Raw genomic sequence first — 26262 nt, forward strand, 5'->3', positions numbered from 1 at the left:
TCTGACATTTTTATCCTGTGAATCCTTCAATCCTGGACATCCTGATTCTGACATTTTCATAATCATTTTTCTGCAAGTTATGACTAACCCAACTGAATTATTTAATCATCGTTATGGTAATAGTAACTTCAATCCAGATATTCCCTGGAGTGACACCTTAGAAACTCTGTTATCCCATCGTTCAATTCGTGCTTATTTACCTGATGCTTTACCACCAGGAACTTTAGAAGTTTTAATTGCTGCTGCTCAATCTGCTTCTACTTCTTCCAATCTCCAGACTTGGAGTGTAGTAGCAGTTGAAGATGCAAATCGCAAAGAAGAATTATTAAAACTAACTAATAATCAAGCACATATTCGCCAATGTCCTCTCTTTTTAGTATGGTTAGCAGATTTAGCCAGACTCACAAACATTGCCGAAAATCGTGGACTACCTCATGAAGGTTTAGATTATTTAGAAATGTTTTTGATGGCAGCGATAGATGCTGCATTAGCGGCACAAAATGCGGTAGTCGCAGCAGAATCTATTGGATTGGGAACTGTGTATATCGGTGCATTACGAAATAAACCAGAAGATGTAGCCAAAATTTTGAATTTACCACCTCATGTAGTTGCTGTTTTTGGTTTATGTGTGGGCTATGCTGATCCTGTTGTCAAGGTGGCAATTAAACCACGTTTACCACAATCAGTGGTAGTACATCGAGAAACATATCAACTTGCAGAACAAGAGCAAGGCATATCAGAATATAACCAAATCATGGCAAATTTTTACAATTCACAACACATGAATATTCCTGGTGATTGGTCGGAACATTCTAGTAAAAGAGTAGCATCGGCTGAATCATTATCTGGTCGGCATAGATTAAAAGAAATTCTGAATAATTTGGGGTTTAAATTACAATAATTAACTTTTGTAACAAGAATATAAATCACAAGAATTTGTTAACAAATAGTCGAAAATGAATTTTTCTTATTTCTTGATGTCAGCAATTAATTTATTACTTGCTGGATTTTTTATGCAATAAATCCTCATAAACAAGTGGGGATTTTTTTATAGGTATTTTTTATAAATTTCTTCTCAAAGAGACTTGCAATTTTTATCGAGTTATGCCAAACTAAATTAAAGCTACGGTATTCCTACCGATTTACAGTGGATTATACCTGGGAGACACAGATTGGCACAACAAGCATATTGGTAGTAATACCAGATGCTTGTTTACTAAAGCTTTTTGTCCAGAGAGATTCAAGTAAATAAAAGCGAGTAATTTCTGTCAATCTTAAAATTTCCTCAAGCCGAAAAATAAATAGAAAATAAATATGTTAATTTTATCAGGATTTCGGCTCAGAAAAATTCCCCACAAGCATTGTCTATTTTTATTTGACAGATTTACTCCAAATAAACAATCAAACATCCACAATTAAGAGGTTTTGATCATGACTAATAAAGTAAAAGGAATGCAATTAAATCTTGAATGTCTGAGAAAGTCTTTTGGAAATAAAACTGTTTTACAAGGAATTGATTTAGAAATTCAGCCAGGGGAATTCGTGGCTATTGTTGGTCGCAGTGGCTGTGGTAAAAGTACAATGTTGCGTCTAGTGGCTGGGCTAGATGCGCCCAGTGATGGCAATGTTTTGTTAAATGGTAAATATTCTGATAAACCCATTAATCCCGCTATCCGCATGATGTTTCAAGATGCTCGTTTGTTACCTTGGCAGCGAGTATTGGCAAATGTAGAATTAGGTTTAATAGGTGCTAATTCCAAAGCTTATGCCAAGCAAACGGCTTTACAAGTGCTGCGTGAAGTAGGATTAGAAGACCGCGCTCATGAATGGCCTTCTGTACTTTCTGGTGGACAAAGACAACGGATAGCTTTAGCAAGAGCCTTAGCCAGTAAACCTTCTTTATTACTACTAGATGAACCTTTGGGGGCGTTAGATGCTTTAACTAGAATTGAAATGCAACAATTATTAGAACGTTTGTGGCAAGAACAAGGATTTACAGCACTGTTAATTACCCATGATGTAGAAGAAGCTGTGGTATTAGCAGACAGAGTAATTTTGATTGAAAATGGTCAAATTAGTATGAATGTGAAAATTGATTTGCCACGTCCACGGGCTAGAGGAGACGCAAAGTTTGCGAAGACTGTAGAGAGAATTTTAGATAGAGTCATGGGTAAACAAGAATCCTCACAAACAGAATTGATATCTGGATCTTCATCATCATCTTATTTATTGAGTCCTGTGTCTGCCTAAATGCCATTACTAGAAACTGTTTGGAGCAAAAATTATGACTATCGCCATAGAAAGTCTGCAAAAAGTCAAATCTGCACAGATAGGCGTTCAAGTAGTCATCTCGTGGTGTTGTCTAGGTTATCCTTAGACCAACACCGAAGTTCATACCCAGAAATCTCCCAGCGTCTTCTGAGGTTCTTTAGAATTATTAGGTGATACTGGTGAAAAGTGAGAAAAGTTTTTGTATTATCCTCATCGCTAATTTTTCTCAATTTAAACAATCTTGGTATTTGACTGATAACTGATATTCTCTACATGGCTTACCAAGCATTACTGTCAGTTATTTTTAGGTTTCCTCATGCCTTGTTGAGGTAGATTATTTTTTCTACCTCACTTTTTTAAGTATTAAACAAAACTAGAAAATGTTCCAAAAAAAGGGGGATTCAATCATGCTGAATTGGGAAAGTAAATTGAAATCATGGAAAAACAAACAGATCACTCGTCGTTCTGCTTTATCCGCTTTTAGTTACAGCTTAGTCTTATCTGCCGCAGTATTTACTTGGAATACACCCCAAAATAGCATTCAGAAACAAGCAATTTTATCTACTGGTGGTACAACTAATATAAATAGTAAACTAATTGCTAATAATAATAAAAAAGTAGTCCGAATTGTTCGTTCCAAACAACTTACAGCCCTGGCAGTTTTAGAAAAAAAAGGCATTTTAGAAAAACGATTAGGATCTTTAGGCTATAAAGTTGAATGGCCTGAATTTGCTGCTGGTCCCCAACAGTTAGAAGCTTTAAATGCAGGTGGACTTGATATTGCATCTACAGCCGAATCACCTCCAGTTTTTTCTCAAGCGGCCGGAGTTCCTCTCGTATATTTAGCAGCTAATTCCTCGGATGGTAGAGCAGTTTCACTTCTAGTTCCTCCCAATTCATCTGCTAAACGTTTCAAGGATTTGAAAGGCAAAAAAATTGCGTTCCAAAAAGCATCTATTGGACATTACCTCACAGTTAGAGCAGCAGAAAGAGAAGGTTTAAAACTCACTGATATAAAGTCAGTTTTTTTAGCCCCTCCAGATGCTAATGCTGCCTTTAGCCAAGGTAAAGTAGATGCTTGGTTTATTTGGGAACCATTTGTCACCAGAAATGTGCAAAATAAAGTAGGTCGCGTTTTACTAGATGGTGGTAATGGTTTAAGAGATACTAACAACTTTTATACTACCAATCGCAAATTCTATCAAGAAAATCCTCAAGTAATTAAAATTTTTCTAGAGGAATTGCAAAAAGCACAAGTTTGGTCTAAAAAGAATCCTAAAGAAATTGCTCAGTTACTAACTAGTGCAACTCAACTTGATGCACCAACTTTAGAAAAAATGCACAATAAATATGATTTTGCATTAGTGCCAATTAACGAAAAAGTAATCAAAAAACAACAAGACGTTGCAGATAAATGGTATAGCTTAGGTCTTATACCCAAGAAAGTAAATGTTAGAGATGGTTTTTTAACTCCTCAACAATATGCTGCAATTACTCCTAATGAAGTGCTTACTAAAAAGTAGTAATTTATACTAGTTTTATTTCTTCTTTTTTAACCAAATTAAGAAAGAATAAAACTTTAATTAAACTGAATTTGATTTTCAACAAAATTTTCAACTATGCCGACACTTACTTTAACTAATTTCCAAATCACTCCTATTGATGCAGCATTAGGAGCAGTAGTAACTGGATTAGATGCGACAAAATCTCTTGCTCCTGAAGCAATTTTACAACTTAAACAAGCACTTAGAGATTATCATGTTCTCATTTTCAAAAATCAACATCTTAATGATGAGCAATTTTTGAACTTTAGTTTTAATTTTGGTTCATTATTTGTCCCACCAGAAAATGTTCCAGTTCTCGCTTCTCAACCGGGAGTAACACCAGTTATAATTCCCGTTTCTAATGTTGATGGTGGCTACACAGGTACAGGTGAATTAGCTTTTCATTCTGATCATAAATGGACACCCTATCCTTCTAGTGGTTCTCTACTTTATGCTTTAGAAGTACCATCTGAAGGTGGAGATACTTCCTGGTTAAATCTCACTTTAGCTTATGAAACTTTGGATGAATCAACCAAACAACGAATTGCAGATTTGCGGTTGATTACTTATAATCCATTTTTAAATAAGCCAGGAGAACCTCGCAGAAAATATCGTGAGGACAAGAATATTCCTTTGATTAGTCCTGTCTTTCCCCACCCATTAGTTAGAACTCATCCAGAGAGTGGTAAAAAGATTTTGTATTTAGATTACACCACAGAAGTTGAAGTTGTTGGGTTAGAACCCCAAGAGGGTAAAGAACTAATTGAAAAATTGAGAAATCATCTTCATCAGCCTCAATTTTATTATCAACATAGATGGTCTGTGGGCGATATTGTCTACTGGGATAATCAATCTACATTACATTATCGTCAAACTTTTGATTCTCATCAACGTCGGGTTATGAAACGGATTAGTTTAGCAGGTAGTCGCCCATTTTAGGTTTTGTAGTCAAACAGTAATAAAACAATTTGAATTGAAATTAAGTGAGAAAACATAATTATGAACTTTAATCTACAACGACGCACAGTTTTACAGAAATTAGTTCAATATTCAGCATTAACTTTGGTTTTTCTTTCTGTTCCAATTGCTAGTAATATAGTCGAAGCCCAAAATACAACTAATAAAGCAGGAATTAAAACCAAAGTAGTCCGACTTGCTTATCAAACTTCTGGAGATATTGTCAAGATTAAAGGAGTTATAGATAAACGTCTTCAGCCTTTAGGTATCAAAGTAGAATGGTCTCCATTTCCTGCTGGTCCACAACTCATGGAAGCGATGAATGCAAATAGGGTTGATATTGGTTCTGTAGGAGAAACACCACCAATTTTTGCTCAAGCTGCTGGCGCTCAATTAGCTTATATTGCTGGACGTAAACCTAGTAAAGGTGAAGGTAGTGCTATTGTTGTCCAGCCAGATTCTCCTATTAAGACAGTTAAGGATCTTAAAGGGAAAAAAGTTGTTTTTCAAAAGGGATCAGCATCACATTATTTACTACTAAGAGCATTAGCTGAAGCAGGTTTGAAATATAGCGATATTCAAGCAGTTAGTTTAACTCCAGCAGAAGCCCGTGATGCTTTTATTCAAAAGAAAATTGATGCTTGGGTAGCCTGGGACCCCTTTATTGCGGTTGTTCAAAAAACTGCTAATGCTCGTGTTTTGAGAAATGCTTCCAAAATTGCCACTCAAGGCGGATTTTATATGGCTAGACGGAGTTTTGCTGTGGAAAATCCAGAAGTTGTGCGGATAGTTTTGGAAGAAGTTGATAAGTTAGGAGAATGGGCAGAATCTAATCCTAATGAAGTTGTAAAAATTCTCGCACCAGAACTAAAACTTGATCCTGCACTTTTAGCAGTTGTAGTTCGTAGACGTACATTCCGTTTACGCCCAATTAACTCATCTCTTGTTGCTGAACAACAACGTATTGCTGATTTGTTCTATAAAGAAGGAGTTATTCCTAAACAAATTACCATCAAAGAATCTGTTCTCAGTTCTCAACAATATGCAGCTATTACACCTCAAAGAATTAGTAAGAAATAACCTGTAGTTATTTCTGATTCTTACCATGGCGGCTCAACGTCGCCATAATTATTTTCCTCATCACTTAATAAATTATTATGAAAGTTTCTTCTCCTGCTACTGATTTTTCCTCAAAGTATGGAAATAAAAAAAATAAGTTTTCTTTGAAGTTAATAAAAAATCCTTATTTTCAATCATTTATACCTTGGCTTGTACCAATAACAATAATTATATTGTGGCAATTTTTGTCTTCTATTGGGGTTATTCCCACGAGAATATTACCAGCACCTTTAGCAGTTGTTAGTGCTGCTATTAAATTAACTCAGACAGGTGAACTTTTCAGAAATATTGGTATTAGTGCCATAAGGGCAATATCTGGGTTTTTAGTTGGGGGAAGTATTGGATTTAGTTTAGGTTTGCTGAATGGTGTTTCTCCGATTGCGGAAAAGTTACTAGATACATCATTACAAATGTTGCGGAATATTCCTAACTTAGCATTAATTCCATTAGTAATTTTATGGTTTGGTATTGGTGATGAAGCGAGATTATTTCTAGTATCTTTAGGTGTAATGTTTCCCATTTATTTAAACACTTTTCATGGGATTCGTAGTGTTGATCACGGATTGATTGAAATGGGTAAAATTTACGGTTTAAATACTTGGGGTTTATTTTGGCGAATTATTCTCCCAGGGGCAATGTCTTCAATTTTAGTAGGTGTGCGGTTTTCTTTAGGGATTATGTGGTTAACACTGATTGTGGCAGAAACAATTGCTGCGGATTCTGGAATTGGTTATATGGCAACAAATGCTAGAGAATTTATGCAAACTGATGTTGTCGTTTTAAGTATTGTAATCTATGCGTTGTTCGGCAAGCTGGCTGATATAGTTGCTAAAGCCCTGGAAAACTACTGGTTGCAATGGAATCCCAGTTATTTGAAGGGTTAATCTACTCATACTCGATAGAGTTAAAGTATTTTTGCAAAAGTATTGCTTTTCTTGATTCATTTGTGTAATACTCTTAAGCATTACCCAAATAATACGGTTTACCGATAGAGTTAACGTAGTTATTGATTGAAAAATTTTACACTTAAATAAGAATTATGCAAGTTCTTTGGTTTATTCCCACACATGGCGATGGACGTTATTTAGGAACTGCTACAGGCGGTCGTTCAGTTAACTTTGATTATTGGCGACAGATTGCCCAAGCGGTTGATCAATTAGGGTTTACAGGGGCTTTATTACCTACAGGTCGTTCCTGTGAAGATGCCTGGATTTTGGCTTCAACTTTGGTAACATACACTAAAAAAATGCGGTTTTTAGTAGCAATCCGTCCGGGGTTGATGTCACCAGGAGTAGCGGCGAGAATGGCAGCAACTTTTGATAGAATTTCTGGCGGAAGATTATTAATTAATGTCGTGACTGGTGGTGATCCTGTTGAATTGGCTGGTGATGGGTTGCATCTTAGTCATGACGATCGCTATCAACTAACTGATGAATTTTTAACAGTTTGGCGAGAAATTGCTGGAGGTAAAATTTCTAACTTTGAAGGTGATTATCTCAATATTAAAGAGGGGAAAATTCTATTCCCTAATATCCAGAAACCTCATCCTCCTTTGTGGTTTGGTGGTTCTTCTCCGATTGCCCAAGTAATTGCTGCGAAGCACGTTGATGTTTATTTAACTTGGGGTGAACCACCTCAACAAGTAGCAGAAAAAATTGCTTCTGTGAGACGTTTGGCACAAGCACAAGGCCGAACATTAAGCTTTGGTATTCGTCTTCATGTCATTGTCAGAGAAACTGAGAGTCAAGCTTGGGATGCGGCTAATGATTTGATTCGTTATGTAGATGATGAGGCTATTAAAAAATCCCAACAAGCTTATGCCAGAATGGATTCAGTTGGACAAAACCGCATGAAGGAATTACATAATGGCAGTCGGGAAGCATTAGAAATTAGCCCTAATTTATGGGCAGGAATTGGTTTAGTTCGGGGTGGTGCGGGAACTGCATTAGTAGGTGATCCCGATACTGTTTCTAAAAGAATGCAGGAATATGCGGACATAGGAATTGATACTTTTATTTTCTCTGGTTATCCCCATTTAGAGGAAGCTTATCGGGTAGCAGAATTGCTTTTTCCTCGTTTACCTTTGGATAATTTACCAACAATAGAACCACAATTATTAAGTCCTTTTGGTGAAATTGTTGCTAACCGGGAATTTCCTCAACAGCTTCAAGAACAACTTAGAGAAACAACAGTAGCCACCGTAGATTAGTTGAAAATTAATTAAATCAAGAGGTTTTTGTCAGATGACTTATATTTTAGCAATTGCGGGTAGTCCTTCTCATCCTTCTAGAACCTATGGAATTTTAGAATATGCAACTCAAATTCTTTCTCAACAAGGTTTAGAAACAGATATTATTTCTGTACGGGATTTACCTGCGGAAGATTTAGTTTATGGACGTTACAATAGTCCAGCTTTAGAAAAACCAAAAGCACTACTAGAACGAGCTAGTGGGGTAATTATTGCTACGCCAATTTATAAGGCTGCATATACTGGGTTACTCAAATCTTTTTTAGATTTATTGCCACAAAAAGTTTTAAATGGTAAGGTTTTATTACCATTAGCTACTGGTGGTACAATCGCTCATTTATTATCAATAGAATATGCCTTAAAACCAGTTTTAGGTGAATTAGGTGCAAGACATATTTTAAGTACAGTTTACGCAGTAGATAAGCAAATTCAAATTCAAGCTGATGGTAGTTTGCAATTGGATGAAGAAATTGATCAACGTCTCAAAGAGGTTTTAACAGAATTCGTCCAAGCTGTTAATAAGTCTCAACCTGATGTCAAGGAATTAGCATATAGTAACTAAAGGTATCTATGAATCAATACTCTGATTTGCTATCGGAACTATCTGATTTTCTTTATCCTCGTAGTCCTTATTATGGAGATTTGAAGTCAGAACATTTAGAATTTAATGCTCAACTTCAAGATTTTTCGCAACGAGTGAACTATATTTCTGGTCTACAAACTGGTGGTAAACTTTCCTCAGAAGAGGCTTATAAACAAATACATATTCTCTGGAAACAGTTAAAAATGTCCAAGAAAAAATATTAATTTGCTAAAAAAAGTAGATCCCCGACTTCTATCATTGGTTAATAATTTAATTGGCATCATCAAATAAAAAGTCGGGGATCTTACCCCAACTAATAAACCCAAAAAAATTACCATCGTTTGTATGTTCCATCATCAAAATTGTCGTAGAATTGCAAGCGAGCAGTTCCCACAACTAAATTATTTACATTTTCTCCAGGGTAAATAACCTGGATTCAAAATTGATAAATACCTTCGTTGGTGGAATTATAAAATGGTTTTAAACCGATGGTAATTGTTTAATTAGCGGTAACTAGTTGGTTGAAAATAGCAATAACAGTTTGCGGTTGATGTGGATTTTTGGCTAGGGTAATACCTAGCTTTTTTTGTCCATTTGTTTCTCCAAAACCAATACTGTTTTTTTGATCAAATTCAATATTTTCCACAGCGTCTATTTGTGTGAAAACAACCTATTGTAATTGCCAATCAGCCAAAGATTCAGGTAAGTTCATTCTAACTGGATAAAATTCTATCTCACTAATCAAAATTCTCTTAGTTATGGAAATTAGGGATGAAAAAATATAATAGGCTAAATAATCCTGGCAAATTGACTGCTTTATTATGTTTGCTTACCATTTTGCTCACACCTTGTGTGATAGTTAATGCTGGTGAACGTGGTGTATTAATGAAATTTGGTCAAATTCAAGAACAAATATTAGGAGAAGGTATCCACTTAATCATACCTGTTGTCAATACAGTCAAAAAATTAAGTATCAGAATTCATAAGTAGGAAATATCCACTGAAGCAGCTTCTAAAGATCTACAAAATGTTTTTACAGATGTAGCTCTTAATTGGCATTTTTTACCAAATAAAGTTAATAGAATATTTCAACAAATTGGTGATGAAAATCAGGTTATCGAATCTATTATAAATCCAGCAATTGAAGAGGTATTAAAAGAAGTCATTGCCCAGAATGGAAAGCTACCACTAATTATGGGTAAAGATAATTTGAAGCTTGGGAATATTCAGGAGTTAATTACAGCCAGTGGAAATTAACAATAGGGAAATGGTGGAGTAATTCCACCACTTCTCAATTACCCATTAGTAAATAAAACAGGAGTATCAATAATCTTCAATTGAATTAAAAGTACAATAACTAATGTATATGCAGTTGAAGAAATGAGACTGTTAAATCCCATATTCCGCACTTCACAATGTAGTATCCATCTTTTCAAGAATTATTCCTAACAAGGGTTAAATTGTTCAATATTAATACCTAAAATGATGGATAAAATATGTGTTTTATTAAACGATAAAAAATAAAATTATGGAAATATTTGCGTATTACAAAATGAAGTGCGGAAAGTGGGTTAAATAATTCTTTTTTTCAAATTACGTTCCTTGCTTTTTTGTTGAAACATATCTACTGAACCATATTGCATCAACAGGATGCCTATAATATTTGATAGCCAGTAGCCAAGAATAGTACAAGGAAAAAGTAATTTTGGCGATAATAAACTACATAAATACCCAAAAAAGTAGGCAATGGGTAGATTAAATAATAAGTCATTCCACCAACATAGGGGAGAAAGCAAGTATCCCAACATTAACAAGAATCCACCTCTGAGTTTCTTCCCAATATTCATGCTTGGCTGCGCTAAAGAGATTTGTGTGTTTTCGCTATTCATGGTGACTTTTGGACTTTCTACTTGGATGTTGTCCATAAAACTACACTAATTCTATCGTCTTAGTGTAGTTTAACTTAGGAAACGAGAAAATGTCCAACATTGAGAAATAGTCACGACTGTGGAAAATATAAGAATCCGGTTTGATTCCTGATAGCGCAGCGTGGCGGAAGCCATATTTACTTGTGTGGTCAGGGAACAGGGAACAGGAAAGACAGAATTGATACCTACTGAGTCTTGTTCAAAAATCAAATAGGAGTCCTATATTAGTAATATGCGCCAACCAGGCTATAAGTTAGACTAGCAAGCACTAATGATGTAATGACGACATAGATAAAATTTCGCTGTAAAAGAAAAGTGCAGAAAGAAATGATTACGCGCAAAATGGGGATGGCAATGAGTATTAACAGCCCTAATTGAATAATTCCCCGGCGGCTACCTGCGAAAACAGCATTTACTACACCTATGGGGGAGTGAAACTCAGATGGTGTGCCTATAAATATTTGATATTCCGCAGGCTCAGAGCCATGATGAATTAAATATAGTATACCCCCAAATAATACTATAGAACTAGCGATTAAAACTCCATACATTAGCAGGTTACTGAGTAGATATTCTAATTGTTTTTCACTTGCTGATTTTGTAAGTTTTTGATTACTTAAATTTTCATCATCATGATTTTTAAGCCGCTGTTCTTCTAACTGTTGAATATCAGAATCTTGCTCCTCTAATTGAAAAGTGAAAGTTCCAACTTTTCTTTCTACCTGTGTTGTGCAGGTCCAGCGAAAACCAGAATTTAATTTATACATAATTACAGCCCTCCTATTAGACTGTTATAGACCATTTTTAATGCCATTACTACCAATACAAAACTGAAGATAATTCTGAGAATTTGAGTTTTAGCACCGATTAAAATTCTGGCTCCCAAAAAAGCACCTGGTAGCACTCCCAACATCACCGGCATAGATAAACCTGGATCTATATATCCCTGCGTTAAATAAACACCTGCTGACGCTGCGGCTGTGACACCAATCATAAAATTGCTGGTAGTAGTCGAAACTTTAAAAGGGAGACGCATGGCTTGGTCCATCGCCAATACCTTGAATGCTCCCGAACCAATCCCTAATAAACCAGAAAGCACTCCGGCTACTAACATAATACTGAACCCAGCAGGTAAAGCATGAACCTGGTAAGGAATTACACCATCAGGAGTGGGGTAAGTACCATTAAGTTGGAGATATTCTGCCAAAGGATCTGGTGGAGCAATTTCTGTTTGTTCTGGTCTGGGGCGTTGAGACAGGTATGCTGAATAAATTAGCACAATTGCCAAAATCAGGGAAAGTATTTTTACGGTTACATGAGTGGCAATTAAAGCCCCAATCAGAGCGCCAATGGTGGTGGCTACTTCCAGGAACATTCCCAAGCGCAGATTAGCGTAGCCTTTTTTAATATATGTAGATGCTGAACCTAATGATGTCGCAATAACTGATACTAATGATGCTCCAACGGCGTAGCGAATATCAACAGCAAAGACGGAAGTTAATAACGGAACTATGACGACTCCACCACCTAAACCAGTTAATGCTCCGACTAAGCCGGCACTAAATGATCCCAACCAAACCAGTAAAGAAAATGCTAATATGCTCAATTTGAATTCCCCTTTTGTTTAATCTATATTTATGAACCTTGATAATTTTTGTCAGCAGGACGTAAACACAAGAAAAGAATTTATTTATGGATAAGATTGAGAAGACTAAAACTAGGACTATCGAGGAAGATAAAAGTACCTAATCCGATTAAGACAAAGGGCATAAAACGATTACCATAATTACCATATTTGGTAAAAAGGTTAGCCAAAGCTTGATTATGAGTTGACTTATATGCTACGTAACACAACACCCCCACTAATGAAAAGAAAATACCCAAAATTACTAATAGACTTTGCCAATTACTGCTGGCAAATATCGGCACATAAATACTAATATTATCTGTTCCATTGGCAAATGTCACAGCCGCAACACTATAAGTTTGCAAATTGAAGAACTTCGCCCATAGCGATCGCTCTGCAACTTCTGTATCTGTCTCCACATCCTCTGATTCATCCTCTTCTTGATTCATTAAACTTTTGATCCCCATGATGATTGGGACTAAACCAAATAAGCCAATCCAAGAACGGGGTAAGATTAAACCGCCAAAAAAACCAGCCACAAGTGGCAGAAAGATACAACAAGAACAAATAAGGAAAGCTATTATAAGGAGCTTCCGGCGTGGGAAATAGGCTACTACCAGGAATCCCCACACTACCAATAACTGGGATCATCATGAATACCACAGCTAACACAGCAAACACCACATCTATGGGACGGAGTTTTTTGATTTTGTAGAGATAGACTGGAGCAGCAACAGAAATAAGAATATAAACAGTTAAAAATCCATAACTACAAATAGCCCCCAAATAGCCCATACAAACGAATAATTTGATATAAAAAAAAGACATCATTGCCGGGATAAAAAATGTCAAAAGCGAACATATTGTGACGGCAACACTTCTGAGTTCTATTAGCTGCGTGGGCGTTACCCAAACCCCCCATATCTATTACTTGCAGTTACCATTGTTGTTTGTGTTTTCTTTGACAACTCAAATAGTACCTGATGTATTTGTATTATGCAAGTATTTCGGATTATTTTTTTGAGGATTTATTTTTAATTGTTAAATCCTCAAAAGATCATCGGAGTTCGGGTGAATGAATTTATATATAAAAATATTTTTAAAATAATTGTTATTAGTATAGGAAAATACACTATATAGTTGTGAGGAAATTGGCGTAATATATGACGAAAACCCTTAAATATAGTGGAATATAAGTCTAGACAAATATGTAATTTAGATCAAAGACTGGGTATCATAACAATCAAAATGATATTGTTGCAAATCTGAATTGATGGTGGTAATTTGAAATTGCTCATTGTTCAGTGAGTAGAGATAATTATGACGTTTTCGTTTTATTTTTGGCAGAAAAATTATTTCTGTAGTTGGTTTATCTTCCATTATTTCTACAGAGTTGACAAAATCTAAGAACGTAAGAATCTTTGTCAACATTTCTGCTTTGTCTTGATCTGACACTCGAACTATTAATTCTAATTGTCCCATAAATTTTTGGTTAGAGATTATCAAATCATTATTTGGGGGATTGTTTCTAATGGCGCAACATGGCAATTTGGTAAACTAGAAGATAATAAGTTTACCAAAAATATGACTCCTTTTACAATTTATGAACTAGATAAATTATTCGCGGCTGTTAATTTTATGTTTTAACAATCTGAATTACACCCAAATAAATATGGGTCGTACTACTGCTACATTCAGCAGAAATTGTGAGAGTTGTTTTTGGGTGACTGTAATTGCTGGGTTCATTTATAGAGATTTTAGAAGGGTAATTATTCAGGTTTTACCGTACTTGTTATACTAAATTGACAAGTTGATAAGAGGAAACAGGGAACAGTGTCAATGCCAATCATTACAAGTAAATGCATATCCCCTATCTCCCACTGTCTATTCTTCAATTTCTACATCTGCTACTAAATCATCTATTTCTTCGCTCATTTCCTGGGTGTAAATCACCAATATATTTTTATTTTGCAGCCAACCAATTCTGCTGTTCTAATCGCTGCCAAGCTTTATGTATATGTTGTGGTTTAAAGATTGTGCGATTGCGATCGCCTCTAAATGTTGTTAACAAAAACAGTGCAAGCCTTATCAATAGTATAAAATGGCAGTTTGGGAAAACAGTAGAGTCTGTTTTGAGTAGGGAATTTTAGGGTGTCTAAAATATGTACAAAGTGAGACACCCTACAACAATTAAACAATTGCTTCTTTAATTTTTGCGGCTGTGGCTTCTGATTCTGAAGTCAATTTTGTAACATAATTTGACAATTCTAGAATTTCAATTTCTTGTTCATTACCATCTTTAAAAGCTACTTTTGCTGCTGGTTTTAAACTGTAAATAATTCGGCTGGAAGTAGCAGTAGTAGCTAAAATATCTGACGGTAATATTTCTTGTCCTAATGAAGCCCAAGGGTCTGTATGGATAACACATCAGTCCCCACTTTTGCTCCCTCTGCTGCTAGAGCGATCGCTGTAGCTTTACCAATTCCCGAAGAAGCCCCGGTAATAATAGCCACTTTCCCTTCTAATTTACTTACCATAGTGAACCCATTGATTAATATATTTAAAATACGGTAACTTTATCAAATTACCGTATAGTTAAAATCAAGCATCTCACAAATCACTAGAAAAAGCAAGAAAAGTAGCCTCCAATGCCGTAGCAATGTGTATAAATACCTGACTTATAGCTAAACTAGAATCAAAAAGGGTAAGCGGTTGCCCAGTATCACCACCATTACAGATCCGAGGATCGAGGGGAATTTTGCCTAAAAGCGGTGCTTGGAGTTCATTTGACAAAGTTTCACCGCCACCACTACCAAAAATCGGAATTTCTTTCCCATTTACGCCGATAAAATAGCTCATATTCTCGATAATACCGAGAACAGGAACACCCACTTGGCGAAACATATAGATACTGCGACGCACATCAGCAACAGCGACCTTTTGAGGTGTTGTTACCAATATCACCCCACAAATCGGGCTTTCTTGCACAATCGTAATTTGAGCATCACCAGTACCAGGAGGCAAGTCTATTAACAGATAGTCCAATTCTCCCCATTCAACATCATGTATAAATTGAGTAATGATTTTATGTAATACAGGTCCACGCCAGGCTAAAGGATGATCCGGTTCTGCTAACAATCCTACAGACATGACTTTGATACCATGAGCTTCTAATGGTAAAAATTTCTGCCCATTAGCAGTATTAATAACCCTAACTTCAGATTGTCCTAATCCAAGCATCTGAGGAACGTTGGGACCATAAACATCAGCATCTAATAAACCCACCTTTGCTCCCGTTAATTTCAACGCTGCGGCTAAATTAACTGCGGTTGTGGATTTACCCACACCCCCTTTACCGCTAGATATGGCTAATGTCGTTTTTACCCCTGGAATTGTACAAACTTGAATGTAGTTTTTTTTACACCAAGTTAATGATGATAATACTGCTTTAATCTCTGCTTCTAAGTGCTGCTGACGAGAACCTATATACAAGCGTAAATAAATATATTGATCAACTATCCGCAGATTTCGCACCATTCCTAAACTAACTATATCGTTTTTTAGGGTAGGTTCGATTACTTGTTTCAGAAGTTGGATAACTTCTTCTTGTCGGAAATTGGGAGAATCTGTTTGTACTTCCGCTTGCAAAAGGCTATTGTTCAAATTTGATTTTTTCAGCATTTTACAGTCACCTGGTATATAAAATCACAAAATTAATAACTAACTGACAGGATAATTACTTTTTTTAAAGAAAAACTTGCATTTCAATTTCCTCTATGTGATATTTTAAGAATAAAGTACGGTAACTCGACTGATATACTGTATTTTATCATGAATTGACTTAAAGTTTGAATATTTTATTGACCTTTACAAGTAGAGTAATGTTGACTAAGTTCTCACTATTTCGACTATTGAAAGCTGGAATCACCTTCCTGAAAAAATATCAACAGCCGAACATTCGCAATTTTTCCTTACTATTTGCAGTTGGGCTAAGTTTGACTTTAGCTATTTCTGCTTGTTCCCCTAACACAAGCGAAAATACGGGAACCACTGAAAAAATTAGTCCGAGTCCAACTTCTAATGCAACAAATAGCAATACCGTAATTCGTATTGGCTACCAAAAAGCAGCAACTATCCTCTACTCACTAAAAGCAAAAGGGGAATTAGAAACAGCCTTAAAACCTTCTGGTGGTTCTGTCACTTGGGTTGAATTTCCCGCAGGACCACCGATGTTAGAAGCATTAAACGCTGGCAGTATTGACTTTGGTTACACCGGAGAAGCACCACCAATTTTTGCTCAAGCCGCAGGTACTCCTTTTGTTTATGTTGCTTATGATCCGTGGACTCCCAAAGCAGAAGCGATTATTGTCCACAAGGATTCACCTATTAAAAGTGTGGCTGATCTTCAAGGTAAAAAAGTAGCTTTTGCGAAAGGATCAAATACTAACTATTTAGTAATCAAAGCCTTAGAAAAAGCTGGATTAAAATACACCGATATCAAACCAACTTTCCTTCCACCGGCTGATGCTCGTGTAGCCTTTGAAGGTAAAAATGTTGATGCTTGGGCAATTTGGGACCCATTTTTAGCCGCAGCCGAAAAAGCAACTAGCGCACGCACTCTCACAGATGCAACTGGATTAGCTCCCAATCTTGGTTATTATTTGGCTGCTAAATCTTTTGTAGATAAAAATCCAGAAGGTTTAAAAACAGTTTTGGATGGGGTAAATAAAGTCAGCGATTGGGCAAAAAATAATCCTACTGAAGTAGCTCAGTTACTTTCTCCTGTATTGGGTATAGATGCGGCTGTTTTAGAAACAGCAGAAAGGCGGCGCGATTATGGTGTACTACCTCTAACAGAGGAAGTAATTAGCAAACAACAAGAAATTGCTGATACTTTTTATAAAATCAAATTGATTCCTAAAGAAATCAAGGTTAAAGAAGTAGTTTGGCAAGAACATAAATAATTTATAGTTGGTAATTCGTAATAGAAAAATTACTAACTATAAATTATTTCTAAAAATCTTCCCTGACTTTCTCTGCGCCCTCTGCGCCTCTGCGTGAGAAAAAAATTTTGAATTCTGAAAAGAGTGGTATATGGTAAAAAACATCAATACACAGTGGCTAAAAACCGACGTTTTAGTAATTGGGGGTGGGACTGCGGGAACAATGGCAGGGATTAAAGCCAAACAGGCAAATCCTGATGCTGAGGTGTTAATTTTAGAAAAAGCAAATATACGCCGTAGTGGGGCGATTTCAATGGGAATGGATGGAGTCAATACAGCCGTCATTCCTGGCAATTCTACCCCAGAACAATACGTCCGTGAAGTCACCATTGCTAACGATGGCATTCTTCACCAAAAAGCAGTTTACGCAACGGGTAAATTAGGTTTTGAAACCATTCAAGAATTAGAGAATTGGGGTGTTAAATTCCAAAAAGACCCTCAAGGAAATTACGACGTTAAACAAGTGCATCGGGTAGGAAAATATGTCTTACCCATGCCAGAAGGTAAAGACTTAAAAACCATTCTTACCCGCCAAGTTAAACGCCATAAAGTTAAGGTTACAAACCGCGTTATGGCAACTAGAATATTAGTAAAAAATGGTAGAGCCATTGGTGCAGTTGGGTTTGATGTGCGCGGTGGAGATTTTGTACTTATTAAAGCTAAAGCTGTTATACTTTCTACAGGTGCTTGTGGACGTTTGGGTTTGCCTGCATCCGGCTATCTTTATGGAACTTATGAAAATCCTACAAATGCCGGAGATGGTTATTCAATGGCCTATCATGCAGGAGCAGAATTAAGCAATATTGAATGTTTCCAGATCAACCCATTAATCAAAGATTATAATGGTCCAGCCTGTGCCTATGTTGCAGGACCATATGGAGCATATACCGCCAATTCTGAAGGAAACCGCTTCATTAATTGCGATTATTGGAGTGGACAAATGATGTTAGAAATCTGGAAAGAATTAAACTCTGGTAAAGGACCCATTCAAATGAAAATGACTCATTTGGATGAGGATACAATTTCTGAAATTGAGTCTGTTTTATGGGCAAATGAACGACCGAGTAGAGAACGTTTTCATGAGGGTAGAGGTGAAAATTACCGCACTCATGGGGTAGAAATGAACATCTCAGAAATAGGATTATGTAGTGGACATAGTGCCTCTGGTGTGTGGGTGAATGAAAAAGCAGAAACTACAGTACCTGGACTCTATGCAGCCGGAGATATGGCCAGTGTTCCTCATAATTATATGATTGGTGCATTTGTCTTTGGTCGGTTAGCAGGAGAAAATGCCATTGATTATATTGAAAATTTAGAACATTTAGAACCTGATACTGACTTTTTGGAGGCAGAAAAAGCAAGAATTTACGCACCATTAAATCAACCTAATGGGATTCCCCATACCCAAGTTGAATATAAATTACGCCGACTGGTGAATGATTATTTACAACCGCCAAAATCCGGTAATAAAATAGAAATTGGACTAAATAATTTTGTGCAATATCATGAAGTATTAGCCCAAATGGGAGCGCGTGATCCTCATGAATTAATGCGATGTATGGAAGTACATTTTATTCGTGATTGTGCAGAAATGGCAGCACGAGCATCTTTATATCGTCGGGAAAGTCGTTGGGGTTTATATCATTATCGGTTGGATTATCCAAATAAGAATAATGAAGAGTGGTTCTGTCACGTCAATTTGAAAAAAGATGAAGCAGCAGAAATGATCTTATTTAAGCGTCCAGTTGAGCCTTATGTTGTGGAGGTTGATTTACAGCAAGAAGTTTATAACGTTGCTGTTAGATAAATGGAATGATTAAGTTAATACGGTTAAGTCAAGAAAAAGTAGGTTGGGTTAAGCAACAGCACCACCCAACAAAAAGATTGATAATGTTAGGTTTCTTTTAAGGTAATTTAAAGATGATTCAAGAGATAACACGCCGTGAATTTGATGATGTCTCAAAATTAAGCAACATTGACGAAATTCGTGCAATTGTGTCCAAAGTCCCCGTGCTGGGACTCTATGGAGGTCAAGATACAGGTATTCCTGTGGACACAGTAGAACAAATACGAGAAAAACTCAAATCTAGCAGCAGTAAATCAGAGATAATTGTTTATCCTGATCCACCTCACGCCTTTTTTGCCGATTATCGCCCTTCTTACCCTTCTTACCGCGAAAAAGAAGCCCAGGATGGTTGGCAACGTCTCCAGGAATGGTTTCAACAATATGGAGTGTGAGTGAAAATCTTTGTAGAGACGTTTTTTGTCTTTGTAGATGCGTTTTTTGTTTTTGTAGAGACGTGCCATGGAACGTCTCTACATCTAAATTTATACTGATAATCAACCTACTGAAGTAATACCCATGTCAGAAAATTATCGTTTTGAAACACTACAAGTCCATGCTGGACAAGAACCTGCACCTGGTACTAATGCCCGCGCTGTACCAATTTATCAAACCACTTCCTACGTTTTTGATGATGCTGAACATGGAGCGCGGTTATTTGCTCTCCAGGAATTTGGTAACATTTATACCCGGATCATGAATCCGACAACGGATGTATTTGAAAAGCGAATTGCGGCTTTAGAACGAGGTGTGGCAGCTTTAGCCACTGCGAGCGGTCAAGCGGCACAATTTTTGGCAATAAGTACGATCGCTCAAGCAGGAGATAATATTGTTTCTACCAGTTTCCTCTATGGGGGAACTTATAACCAGTTCAAAGTTTCTTTACCACGATTAGGGATAAATGTCAAATTTGTAGAAGGAGATGATCCAGAAAATTTCCGTCAGGCAATTGATGAAAACACCAAAGCCTTGTACGTTGAAACCATTGGTAATCCCCAATTTAACATTCCCGATTTTGCAGCTTTAGCCCACATTGCCCACGAAAATGGTATTCCTTTAATTGTAGATAATACCTTTGGTGCAGGTGGATATCTAGCACGACCAATTGAACATGGTGCAGATATTGTTGTAGAATCTGCTACTAAATGGATAGGTGGGCATGGTACATCTATTGGCGGCGTAATAGTTGATTCTGGTAATTTTGATTGGGGTAACGGCAAATTTCCTCTCTTTACCGAGCCTTCCCCCGCTTATCATGGATTGAATTTTCAAGAAGTGTTTGGCAAAGGTAGTCAATTTGGCAATATTGCCTTTATTATTCGTGCCAGAGTAGAAGGATTAAGAGACTTTGGCGCAGCATTAAGTCCATTTAACGCTTTTCTTTTATTGCAAGGATTAGAAACTCTTTCCCTGCGTGTAGAACGTCATATCAACAATGCTTTAGAATTAGCTCAGTGGTTAGAACAACAAGAGCAAGTAGCATGGGTTAATTATCCAGGACTTCCCAATCATCCCTATCATGAACGCGCTAAAAAATATCTCAGACATGGCTTTGGTGGCGTTCTTAATTTTGGTATTAAGGGGGGATTAGAAGCAGGTAAAGCCTTTATTAGTAATGTGAAATTAGCCAGTCATTTAGCAAATGTTGGTGATGCAAAAACCCTTGTCATTCATCCTGCTTCTACAACTCATCAACAGCTAAGTGATAGTGAACAAATTTCGGCTGGTGTCACATCAGATTTGGTGCGGGTATCTGTGGGAATTGAACATATTGACGATATTAAGGAGGATTTTGAGCAAGCATTTAAGAAGGTGACAGGTGACAGGTGACAGTAAAAGAAAGTATGAGTGCAGAGGGAAAATTGCCTGTTCCCTGTTCCCTATTCCCTATTCCCTACTCTATGAAATATTTAGACTTCATTTCATCAAAAACCCAGTTGTATCAATTGTCAGCACCATTTCAATTAGAATCTGGTGAACTATTAGTTGGTGTTCAGGTTGCTTATCGTATCTGGGGAAAATTAAACGCAAACCGCGATAATGGGGTCTTAATTTGTCATGCTTTAACTGGTTCTGCTGATGCTGATGATTGGTGGGGAGATTTGTTTGGTTCAGGAAAAGTCTTTGATCCTGACCAGGATTTTATTGTGTGCAGCAACATTTTAGGAAGTTGTTACGGGACAACTGGAGCAACTTCCATTAACCCAAATACAGGAAATATTTATGGTGTATCTTTTCCCAGAATTAAAATTCGGGATATGGTTCATCTCCAAGCTACACTATTAGAATATTTAGATATTCAATCTCTACAGTTAGTAATTGGCGGTTCATTGGGTGGAATGCAAGTTTTAGAATGGGCTTTATTATATCCAGAAAAGGTGAGAGCGATCGCACCAATGGCTGCACCTGGAAGACATTCAGCATGGTCTATTGGCTTGAGTGAAGCCCAAAGACAGGCAATTTATATAGATCCAAATTGGCAAGGGGGAAACTATACAATTGATGCACCACCAGTCCAAGGATTAGCAGTAGCGCGGATGATGGCAATGATTACTTATCGTTATTGGGAGAGTTTTACAAATCGTTTTGGAAGACAGTACGATGAATCTAATAAGTTTGCGATCGCCAGTTATTTACAATATCAAGGTCAAAAACTAATAGAACGTTTTGATGCTAATACTTATATTACATTAACTCATGCAATGGATAGTCATGATGTTAGTTGGAACAGAAAAGATTATCAATCAGTTTTGCAAAGTATCAAACAACCAACTTTAGTTGTATCTATTGATTCTGATGTTCTTTATCCTCCAGTAGAACAACAAGAATTAGTAGATTTAATCCCTCATGCTCAATTGGGGTTGCTCAAGTCAACTCACGGACATGATGCGTTTTTAATTGATATGGAAGCATTGAATAAAATGGTAGTTTCTTTTAGGGAAGAATGGAAATTTTTTGGTTAATTTTTAATGAAATTAGGGAGTTACAAAATTATGGCTTTAATTAATCAAAGAGTAGATATTCCTGTAATTGTGGATGAATCTAAATGTTTAGAAAAATGTGTTGCTTGTATTGAAGTTTGTCCTCTGGATGTATTAGCAAAAAATCCAGAGACGGGAAAAGCCTATATGAAATATGATGAATGTTGGTTCTGTCTACCCTGTGAGAAGGAATGTCCAACAAACGCCATTACAGTACAAATCCCTTTCTTGTTGCGGTAGAGGTACAGAAATGTTTATAGATACTGATTCAGAGTTAAATCAATGGTTGGAAATGTTGCGTTCAGTTAGCGAGGGCGATCGCCTAGTTGCGGTAAAATCTCTACAGCATCTTGGAGAAGACACAGCAGTTGACGCTTTAATTATCGCACTGGAAGACGAAAGCACCGCAGTGCAAAAAATTGCCGTATCTGCACTTTGGGAACTTGCTAATCCTGTTGCTGTACCTGCTTTATTAAAAACTCTTGCTTCCCCAGATGAAGACGTTCGCACCGAAGGATTATCAGCATTAGGTGAATTAGTCACCACAGATCATTTATTGCTTTTATTGGATGCACTACATCAAGAAAATATCAATCTTCAAGTTAACATCTTAATCTTATTGCGGAAGATACATGATGTTCAATCTCTACCTGTGGTGTTATCTTTCTTTGATTCCAAATATCCACAACTACGAGAAACTGCTATTACAACTCTACGCTATTTAAACCAGGTGCAAATATGTCCACCAGCTTTATATTTGATGGATGATCCTGATGATAATGTCCGTCGTGCAGTAGCATTAACTTTAGGACATTTAGCAGATAAAGAAGTTGTAGAATTATTAACTCAATCACTCACTTCCGATCCTGATTGGCAAGTACGACGCAATGCAGCTAAATCTTTAGGAATTCATGCTAATTCAGCAGCAATTCCCGCTTTAAAAATTGCGCTAGAAGATGAACATTGGCAAGTGAGAAAGTTTGTTCTTCAGGTATTACAAAAAATGTCAGATCAAAATTTATTACCTGATTTGATTAAAGCATTAACAGACGAATATTCTGATGTCAGAAAAGAGGCAGCTATAGCACTTGGTAATTTAGATAATACTCAGGCTTTAAATGCACTCCAGCAAGCACTAGATGATCCTGATCGAGATGTTTCTATTTACGCAGAAAGAGCAATTAAAAAGATAAGGAGATAGATCCCCGACTTCTTTGATAAGTCCGGGATTTGGATAAGTTGAAGATGTACAAATTTGCCCCTGCTTGGGAACAAGAAACAATAGTTTTTGGTGCTTCTCAACCTAGATATACTGATAATCAGGTATATGATTGGATTGAGTTTATGAAATCCCAAAACATTCAGCGAATTTGCTGTTTACTTAGTGAAAAACAACTAGCTAATTATGCCCATCTTTTAGATACATATCGGCAAGAATTTGGTAATGAGAAAATTTGTTGGACACCAATTGAAGATTTTCATTTATGTGATTTAGAAACACTCACACAAAAAATACTGCCTTTTTTAATCACAGCAAATCAACAAAATGAAAAAGTAGTTGTGCATTGTGCTGGTGGAATTGGCCGGACTGGACATATATTAGCAGCGTGGTTAGTTAGTGTGCGGGGATTTTCTAATCAAGATGCAATTTCTGCCGTTATAAGAACAGGGAGGAATCCTCATGAAGCTGTAATGTTAAGTAAAAATCCGTTACAAGTTGCAGGAGAATTGAATATGCTGCTGAATAATTGTCGTCTAGCATTCTTAAATAATTGATGAATATTGCTGAATTTGTCTGAAAAATCAGCAATTTATAAACACTTTACCATTGATAAAATAGGTGATCATCAAAATCATTGTAAAATTGCAAACGAGCAGTTCCCACAACTAAATTATTTGTTTTTTCACCAGAAGAAATAACATGAACTCGAAATAGATAAATACCTTCACTCGTAGGATTATAAAAAGGTTTTAAACCGATAGTAATTGTTTGATTTGCAGAAACTGGTTTATCAAAAGTAGCAATGACAGTTTGTGGTTGAGTTAAACTCTTAGTTAGAGTAATACCTAGCTTTTCTTTTTGTCCACTTGCTTCTATGAAAGCAAAACTGTCTTTCTGATTTAATTTAATATTTTCTACACCTTCTATTTGTGTTAAAACAACCTGTTGCAGTTGCCAATTAGCCAGAGATTCTGGTAATTTGATTGTAAAATAATAAGTTGCGTCCCAAGAACCTGTTTGATTGTAAGTTGTTTTCGCAGTCAATAATTTTGTTACTGGTATTCCATAAGTAGCAGGAACAGATAGCAAAAAGATTCCTGTACTAATAGCTAGGGTTTTACACAGAGTTTTAAAGTTGTTCATGTTTTTAGGATTTGATATTTTAAATAGGTTTTTCTATTGCATTACACCCTTTTAGTTTAGTAAGTGGAACTTATTAATAATTACAATAGTGTTTGGTTAAGAGTTTTTGTAGGTTGGGTTAAGCGACAGCGCAACCCAACAAACGTCCGTAAATATTGGGTAACAAGAACGTCAAACGCCATTCGCCACAAGCCGGGAAACCCGTCCAAGGCGATGGCTCCCCAACCTACCTGATTTAATGTTTTTAGATTATGACAAGTATAGGTTGTTTGAAAAATGGTTATAATTGCATGATTAACTCCCTAATAATCAAAATGAATTAAATTGAGTGTTGGGTTAACCAACCTTCTAAATCAGCAACACTAGAAAAGTCTAATAACGCCTCTCCTAAATTTTCTAACTGTTCAATTGATAATCCTGTAATTCGCTCGATTAATAACGCATCAATTTCCCCAATCCGACGATGTAGTAGACGCAGTATTAAGTTTTTTTCTCCTTCTTGCTTTCCTTCTTGCTTTCCTTCTTGCTTTCCTTCTTGTCTTCCTTCTTGTCTTCCTTCTTCTTTAGCTTGTTCTCTATCTCTTTGATAAAGTGGTTCTAGTCGCATAATTAACTCCCTATCATCTGTTTCTAGTTCTTGATTTACTCTCAAATTTTCGCGCAAGTTGTAAACTAATTCCAGGGTAGCTTTTTGGTAAGGGTGATCTAATGGTAACGCTTGCAACTCGATAATTGCTTGTGATTGTACGCTTCCCCTACCCAAAAGCCTCAACCATAAAGTCTCCGGTGTTTGTGGTAGTTGGTGTATTGCCACAATTGCTGAACGCATGGCATCTGCTAAAAAATGTACTCCCGATAACCAATCTTCTTTTTGGATAGTTCCAAAGCTAGATAAACGAGTTTCAGATATAGTGGGGGTTAAAATCCACAATTTAGGAATTTCTGACTCCTGAAGTTTGATTTTATTGGCTTTGGCTTCTCGTCGCAATGAAGCCTTGACTTCTAATAACTTGAGAATACAGTCGCAGATTTCATCGCTAGAAGCTGGATTGCGGTATGGTTCTATTATTGCAGGATTTTCGGCAAGTCTTCCTAGTAACCCCAGTATTTGTAATTTAGAAGTTTGTTGTTTAGCAGGTGTGAATAAAACATCAATTTCTTTAATTTCTCCTGAGACTTTTTCTGATGCTTTGACTTCTCCGTAATCTTTTAATAATTCTTCTAGATAGTCTTTGGCGAATTTATCATGTATAAACCTAGTCATTAAATTTTAATTTTGAGTAAAATCTGGGAAATAATTTAGACTTCTATTATATAGCAGTTATGAATTTTCTGTAAGAGGATGTTTGAAAATTTTTGGTGTTGTATTCAACACTTTTAGATCCCCGACTTCTTTGAATGATCTTCATTATTTACAAAAAATTTAATTCAGAAGTCGGGGATCTTTCTTACCTGGCTTAACTTATATTTATTATTTGTTAATTTCTTTGATTATCTCCATAGTATCTTGATAGTCTGTTTCTTTACCTTCTTTTTTATATATATTTGCGGCTGTTTGGAAATCTTTAATTGCACGCTGCTTATCTCCTAATTGATAACGGATCAATCCCCGGTCGTAGTAGGCATCTACATAATTGGGATTAATCTTGATAGCCTGAGTGTAATCATCAATTGCACCCTGTTTATCTCCTAATTCAGAACGGATAACTCCTCGGTTGTAGTAAGCATTGACATAGTTAGGATCAATATTGATAGCCTGAGTGTAATCATCTATTGCTCCTTGCTTATCTCCT

At 36.4% G+C, this 26262-nt stretch carries 28 protein-coding genes and 3 pseudogenes; 19 read left to right on the plus strand and 12 right to left on the minus strand.

The genetic code is table 11. The features are described from left to right. Positions 1-79 precede the first annotated feature (79 nt). From CA730_RS21750 to CA730_RS21790, 9 genes are all read left to right on the plus strand, one after another. Positions 80-901 (plus strand): NADPH-dependent oxidoreductase, encoded by an 822-nt coding sequence (locus CA730_RS21750; RefSeq protein ID WP_096671722.1) that lies wholly within the window; start codon positions 80-82, stop codon positions 899-901. A gap of 530 nt (positions 902-1431) precedes the next feature. Continuing rightward, positions 1432-2250 carry an ATP-binding cassette domain-containing protein gene (locus CA730_RS21755; protein WP_096670490.1) on the plus strand — a complete coding sequence of 273 codons (819 nt, stop codon included), beginning with the start codon at positions 1432-1434 and terminating at the stop codon, positions 2248-2250. Between the two features lie 428 nt (positions 2251-2678). After that, positions 2679-3794 (plus strand): aliphatic sulfonate ABC transporter substrate-binding protein, encoded by a 1116-nt coding sequence (locus CA730_RS21760; RefSeq protein WP_096671724.1) that lies wholly within the window; start codon positions 2679-2681, stop codon positions 3792-3794. 96 nt (positions 3795-3890) lie between these two features. Then, positions 3891-4754, plus strand: coding sequence for a TauD/TfdA dioxygenase family protein (locus CA730_RS21765; RefSeq protein WP_096670492.1), 864 nt, complete (start codon positions 3891-3893; stop codon positions 4752-4754). A gap of 60 nt (positions 4755-4814) precedes the next feature. Then, entirely contained in the window at positions 4815-5852 is a 1038-nt protein-coding gene (locus CA730_RS21770) for a sulfonate ABC transporter substrate-binding protein (RefSeq protein WP_096670493.1), read from the plus strand. A gap of 77 nt (positions 5853-5929) precedes the next feature. Next, positions 5930-6775, plus strand: coding sequence for an aliphatic sulfonate ABC transporter permease SsuC (gene ssuC, locus CA730_RS21775; RefSeq protein WP_096670495.1), 846 nt, complete (start codon positions 5930-5932; stop codon positions 6773-6775). Positions 6776-6930: 155 nt separating this feature from the next. Further along, a complete protein-coding gene (gene ssuD, locus CA730_RS21780) occupies positions 6931-8100 on the plus strand; it encodes an FMNH2-dependent alkanesulfonate monooxygenase (protein WP_096670497.1) in 1170 nt (389 codons plus the stop codon). 34 nt (positions 8101-8134) lie between these two features. Beyond that, positions 8135-8701 carry an NADPH-dependent FMN reductase gene (gene ssuE, locus CA730_RS21785; protein ID WP_096670499.1) on the plus strand — a complete coding sequence of 189 codons (567 nt, stop codon included), beginning with the start codon at positions 8135-8137 and terminating at the stop codon, positions 8699-8701. An 8-nt stretch (positions 8702-8709) separates the two neighbouring features. Beyond that, a complete protein-coding gene (locus tag CA730_RS21790; RefSeq protein ID WP_096670501.1) occupies positions 8710-8946 on the plus strand; it encodes a DUF7219 family protein in 237 nt (78 codons plus the stop codon). 275 nt (positions 8947-9221) lie between these two features. On the opposite strand, the gene CA730_RS24710 is transcribed toward CA730_RS21790, so the two are convergent. After that, complete coding sequence (locus CA730_RS24710) at positions 9222-9368, minus strand: hypothetical protein (protein WP_157750040.1); 147 nt, start codon at positions 9366-9368, stop codon at positions 9222-9224. A 125-nt stretch (positions 9369-9493) separates the two neighbouring features. Here CA730_RS24710 and CA730_RS21795 point away from each other — a divergent pair. After that, a pseudogene (locus CA730_RS21795) lies at positions 9494-9979 on the plus strand (SPFH domain-containing protein). A gap of 317 nt (positions 9980-10296) precedes the next feature. On the opposite strand, the pseudogene CA730_RS21800 reads toward CA730_RS21795, so the two are convergent. The 6 genes and pseudogenes from CA730_RS21800 to CA730_RS21825 all read right to left on the minus strand — a co-directional run. Next, positions 10297-10611, minus strand: a pseudogene (locus CA730_RS21800) (hypothetical protein); the annotation flags it as partial. 263 nt (positions 10612-10874) lie between these two features. After that, positions 10875-11417 (minus strand): DUF1634 domain-containing protein, encoded by a 543-nt coding sequence (locus tag CA730_RS21805; protein ID WP_096670503.1) that lies wholly within the window; start codon positions 11415-11417, stop codon positions 10875-10877. A gap of 2 nt (positions 11418-11419) precedes the next feature. Beyond that, a complete protein-coding gene (locus CA730_RS21810; protein WP_096670505.1) occupies positions 11420-12256 on the minus strand; it encodes a sulfite exporter TauE/SafE family protein in 837 nt (278 codons plus the stop codon). Between the two features lie 80 nt (positions 12257-12336). After that, positions 12337-12816, minus strand: coding sequence for a cadmium resistance transporter (locus tag CA730_RS21815; protein WP_231939906.1), 480 nt, complete (start codon positions 12814-12816; stop codon positions 12337-12339). Then, complete coding sequence (locus tag CA730_RS21820; RefSeq protein ID WP_231939907.1) at positions 12707-13108, minus strand: hypothetical protein; 402 nt, start codon at positions 13106-13108, stop codon at positions 12707-12709. The genes CA730_RS21815 and CA730_RS21820 overlap by 110 nt, the downstream gene beginning before the upstream one ends. A gap of 384 nt (positions 13109-13492) precedes the next feature. Then, positions 13493-13759, minus strand: coding sequence for a hypothetical protein (locus CA730_RS21825; RefSeq protein WP_096670509.1), 267 nt, complete (start codon positions 13757-13759; stop codon positions 13493-13495). A gap of 6 nt (positions 13760-13765) precedes the next feature. Between CA730_RS21825 and CA730_RS24715 the strand changes: the two genes are divergently transcribed. Continuing rightward, positions 13766-13924: a hypothetical protein gene (locus tag CA730_RS24715; RefSeq protein WP_157750041.1), complete on the plus strand. Its 159-nt coding sequence runs from the start codon at positions 13766-13768 to the stop codon at positions 13922-13924. 788 nt (positions 13925-14712) lie between these two features. Here CA730_RS24715 and CA730_RS21830 read toward each other — a convergent pair. Both CA730_RS21830 and CA730_RS21835 read right to left on the minus strand, forming a co-directional pair. After that, positions 14713-14814 (minus strand): annotated as a pseudogene (locus CA730_RS21830) (SDR family NAD(P)-dependent oxidoreductase); the annotation flags it as partial. Positions 14815-14887: 73 nt separating this feature from the next. Then, positions 14888-15958, minus strand: a complete 1071-nt coding sequence (locus CA730_RS21835; protein WP_096670513.1) for an Mrp/NBP35 family ATP-binding protein — start codon at positions 15956-15958, stop codon at positions 14888-14890. Between the two features lie 200 nt (positions 15959-16158). On the opposite strand from CA730_RS21835, the gene CA730_RS21840 reads away from it, so the two are divergent. From CA730_RS21840 to CA730_RS21875, 8 genes are all read left to right on the plus strand, one after another. After that, on the plus strand, positions 16159-17241 hold the full coding sequence (locus CA730_RS21840; protein WP_096670515.1) for a sulfonate ABC transporter substrate-binding protein: 1083 nt from the start codon (positions 16159-16161) through the stop codon (positions 17239-17241). Positions 17242-17371: 130 nt separating this feature from the next. Further along, positions 17372-19087, plus strand: a complete 1716-nt coding sequence (locus CA730_RS21845; protein WP_096670518.1) for a fumarate reductase/succinate dehydrogenase flavoprotein subunit — start codon at positions 17372-17374, stop codon at positions 19085-19087. 113 nt (positions 19088-19200) lie between these two features. Then, positions 19201-19518 (plus strand): dienelactone hydrolase family protein, encoded by a 318-nt coding sequence (locus tag CA730_RS21850; protein WP_269076486.1) that lies wholly within the window; start codon positions 19201-19203, stop codon positions 19516-19518. A gap of 124 nt (positions 19519-19642) precedes the next feature. Next, the gene (locus tag CA730_RS21855) at positions 19643-20953 is read left to right on the plus strand and encodes an O-acetylhomoserine aminocarboxypropyltransferase/cysteine synthase family protein (RefSeq protein ID WP_096670520.1); all 1311 of its coding nucleotides are present in this window, start codon (positions 19643-19645) and stop codon (positions 20951-20953) included. Further along, complete coding sequence (gene metX / locus CA730_RS21860; RefSeq protein WP_456236408.1) at positions 20950-22086, plus strand: homoserine O-acetyltransferase MetX; 1137 nt, start codon at positions 20950-20952, stop codon at positions 22084-22086. The genes CA730_RS21855 and metX overlap by 4 nt, the downstream gene beginning before the upstream one ends. 30 nt (positions 22087-22116) lie before the next feature. Next, positions 22117-22344, plus strand: coding sequence for a 4Fe-4S dicluster domain-containing protein (locus CA730_RS21865; protein WP_096671728.1), 228 nt, complete (start codon positions 22117-22119; stop codon positions 22342-22344). Between the two features lie 10 nt (positions 22345-22354). Then, entirely contained in the window at positions 22355-23305 is a 951-nt protein-coding gene (locus tag CA730_RS21870; protein ID WP_096670522.1) for a HEAT repeat domain-containing protein, read from the plus strand. A 44-nt stretch (positions 23306-23349) separates the two neighbouring features. Then, positions 23350-23880, plus strand: coding sequence for a protein-tyrosine phosphatase family protein (locus tag CA730_RS21875; protein ID WP_096670524.1), 531 nt, complete (start codon positions 23350-23352; stop codon positions 23878-23880). Between the two features lie 46 nt (positions 23881-23926). Here CA730_RS21875 and CA730_RS21880 read toward each other — a convergent pair whose 3' ends face one another. The 3 genes from CA730_RS21880 to CA730_RS21890 all read right to left on the minus strand — a co-directional run. Further along, the gene (locus CA730_RS21880) at positions 23927-24469 is read right to left on the minus strand and encodes a DUF2808 domain-containing protein (RefSeq protein ID WP_096670526.1); all 543 of its coding nucleotides are present in this window, start codon (positions 24467-24469) and stop codon (positions 23927-23929) included. A 319-nt stretch (positions 24470-24788) separates the two neighbouring features. Further along, positions 24789-25733, minus strand: a complete 945-nt coding sequence (locus CA730_RS21885; RefSeq protein WP_096670528.1) for a DUF4351 domain-containing protein — start codon at positions 25731-25733, stop codon at positions 24789-24791. 207 nt (positions 25734-25940) lie between these two features. After that, the coding region (locus CA730_RS21890) for a tetratricopeptide repeat protein (protein ID WP_157750079.1) at positions 25941-26262 on the minus strand (322 nt) is incomplete at its 5' end.

It is taken from the genome of Dolichospermum compactum NIES-806 (assembly GCF_002368115.1).
In the GTDB taxonomy this organism is placed as follows: domain Bacteria; phylum Cyanobacteriota; class Cyanobacteriia; order Cyanobacteriales; family Nostocaceae; genus Dolichospermum; species Dolichospermum compactum.

Excerpts from the sequence above, each read along its gene's own strand:
- CA730_RS21750 (WP_096671722.1), top strand. The coding sequence starts at position 80 with ATGACTAACCCAACTGAATTATTTAATCATCGTTATGGTAATAGTAAC.
- CA730_RS21755 (WP_096670490.1), top strand. The coding sequence starts at position 1,432 with ATGACTAATAAAGTAAAAGGAATGCAATTAAATCTTGAATGTCTGAGA.
- CA730_RS21760 (WP_096671724.1), top strand. The coding sequence starts at position 2,679 with ATGCTGAATTGGGAAAGTAAATTGAAATCATGGAAAAACAAACAGATC.
- CA730_RS21765 (WP_096670492.1), top strand. The coding sequence starts at position 3,891 with ATGCCGACACTTACTTTAACTAATTTCCAAATCACTCCTATTGATGCA.
- CA730_RS21770 (WP_096670493.1), top strand. The coding sequence starts at position 4,815 with ATGAACTTTAATCTACAACGACGCACAGTTTTACAGAAATTAGTTCAA.
- ssuC (WP_096670495.1), top strand. The coding sequence starts at position 5,930 with ATGAAAGTTTCTTCTCCTGCTACTGATTTTTCCTCAAAGTATGGAAAT.
- ssuD (WP_096670497.1), top strand. The coding sequence starts at position 6,931 with ATGCAAGTTCTTTGGTTTATTCCCACACATGGCGATGGACGTTATTTA.
- ssuE (WP_096670499.1), top strand. The coding sequence starts at position 8,135 with ATGACTTATATTTTAGCAATTGCGGGTAGTCCTTCTCATCCTTCTAGA.
- CA730_RS21790 (WP_096670501.1), top strand. The coding sequence starts at position 8,710 with ATGAATCAATACTCTGATTTGCTATCGGAACTATCTGATTTTCTTTAT.
- CA730_RS21805 (WP_096670503.1), bottom strand. The coding sequence starts at position 11,417 with ATGTATAAATTAAATTCTGGTTTTCGCTGGACCTGCACAACACAGGTA.
- CA730_RS21820 (WP_231939907.1), bottom strand. The coding sequence starts at position 13,108 with ATGATGTCTTTTTTTTATATCAAATTATTCGTTTGTATGGGCTATTTG.
- CA730_RS21825 (WP_096670509.1), bottom strand. The coding sequence starts at position 13,759 with ATGGGACAATTAGAATTAATAGTTCGAGTGTCAGATCAAGACAAAGCA.
- CA730_RS21835 (WP_096670513.1), bottom strand. The coding sequence starts at position 15,958 with ATGCTGAAAAAATCAAATTTGAACAATAGCCTTTTGCAAGCGGAAGTA.
- CA730_RS21840 (WP_096670515.1), top strand. The coding sequence starts at position 16,159 with ATGTTGACTAAGTTCTCACTATTTCGACTATTGAAAGCTGGAATCACC.
- CA730_RS21845 (WP_096670518.1), top strand. The coding sequence starts at position 17,372 with ATGGTAAAAAACATCAATACACAGTGGCTAAAAACCGACGTTTTAGTA.
- CA730_RS21850 (WP_269076486.1), top strand. The coding sequence starts at position 19,201 with ATGATTCAAGAGATAACACGCCGTGAATTTGATGATGTCTCAAAATTA.
- CA730_RS21855 (WP_096670520.1), top strand. The coding sequence starts at position 19,643 with ATGTCAGAAAATTATCGTTTTGAAACACTACAAGTCCATGCTGGACAA.
- CA730_RS21865 (WP_096671728.1), top strand. The coding sequence starts at position 22,117 with ATGGCTTTAATTAATCAAAGAGTAGATATTCCTGTAATTGTGGATGAA.
- CA730_RS21870 (WP_096670522.1), top strand. The coding sequence starts at position 22,355 with ATGTTTATAGATACTGATTCAGAGTTAAATCAATGGTTGGAAATGTTG.
- CA730_RS21875 (WP_096670524.1), top strand. The coding sequence starts at position 23,350 with ATGTACAAATTTGCCCCTGCTTGGGAACAAGAAACAATAGTTTTTGGT.
- CA730_RS21880 (WP_096670526.1), bottom strand. The coding sequence starts at position 24,469 with ATGAACAACTTTAAAACTCTGTGTAAAACCCTAGCTATTAGTACAGGA.
- CA730_RS21885 (WP_096670528.1), bottom strand. The coding sequence starts at position 25,733 with ATGACTAGGTTTATACATGATAAATTCGCCAAAGACTATCTAGAAGAA.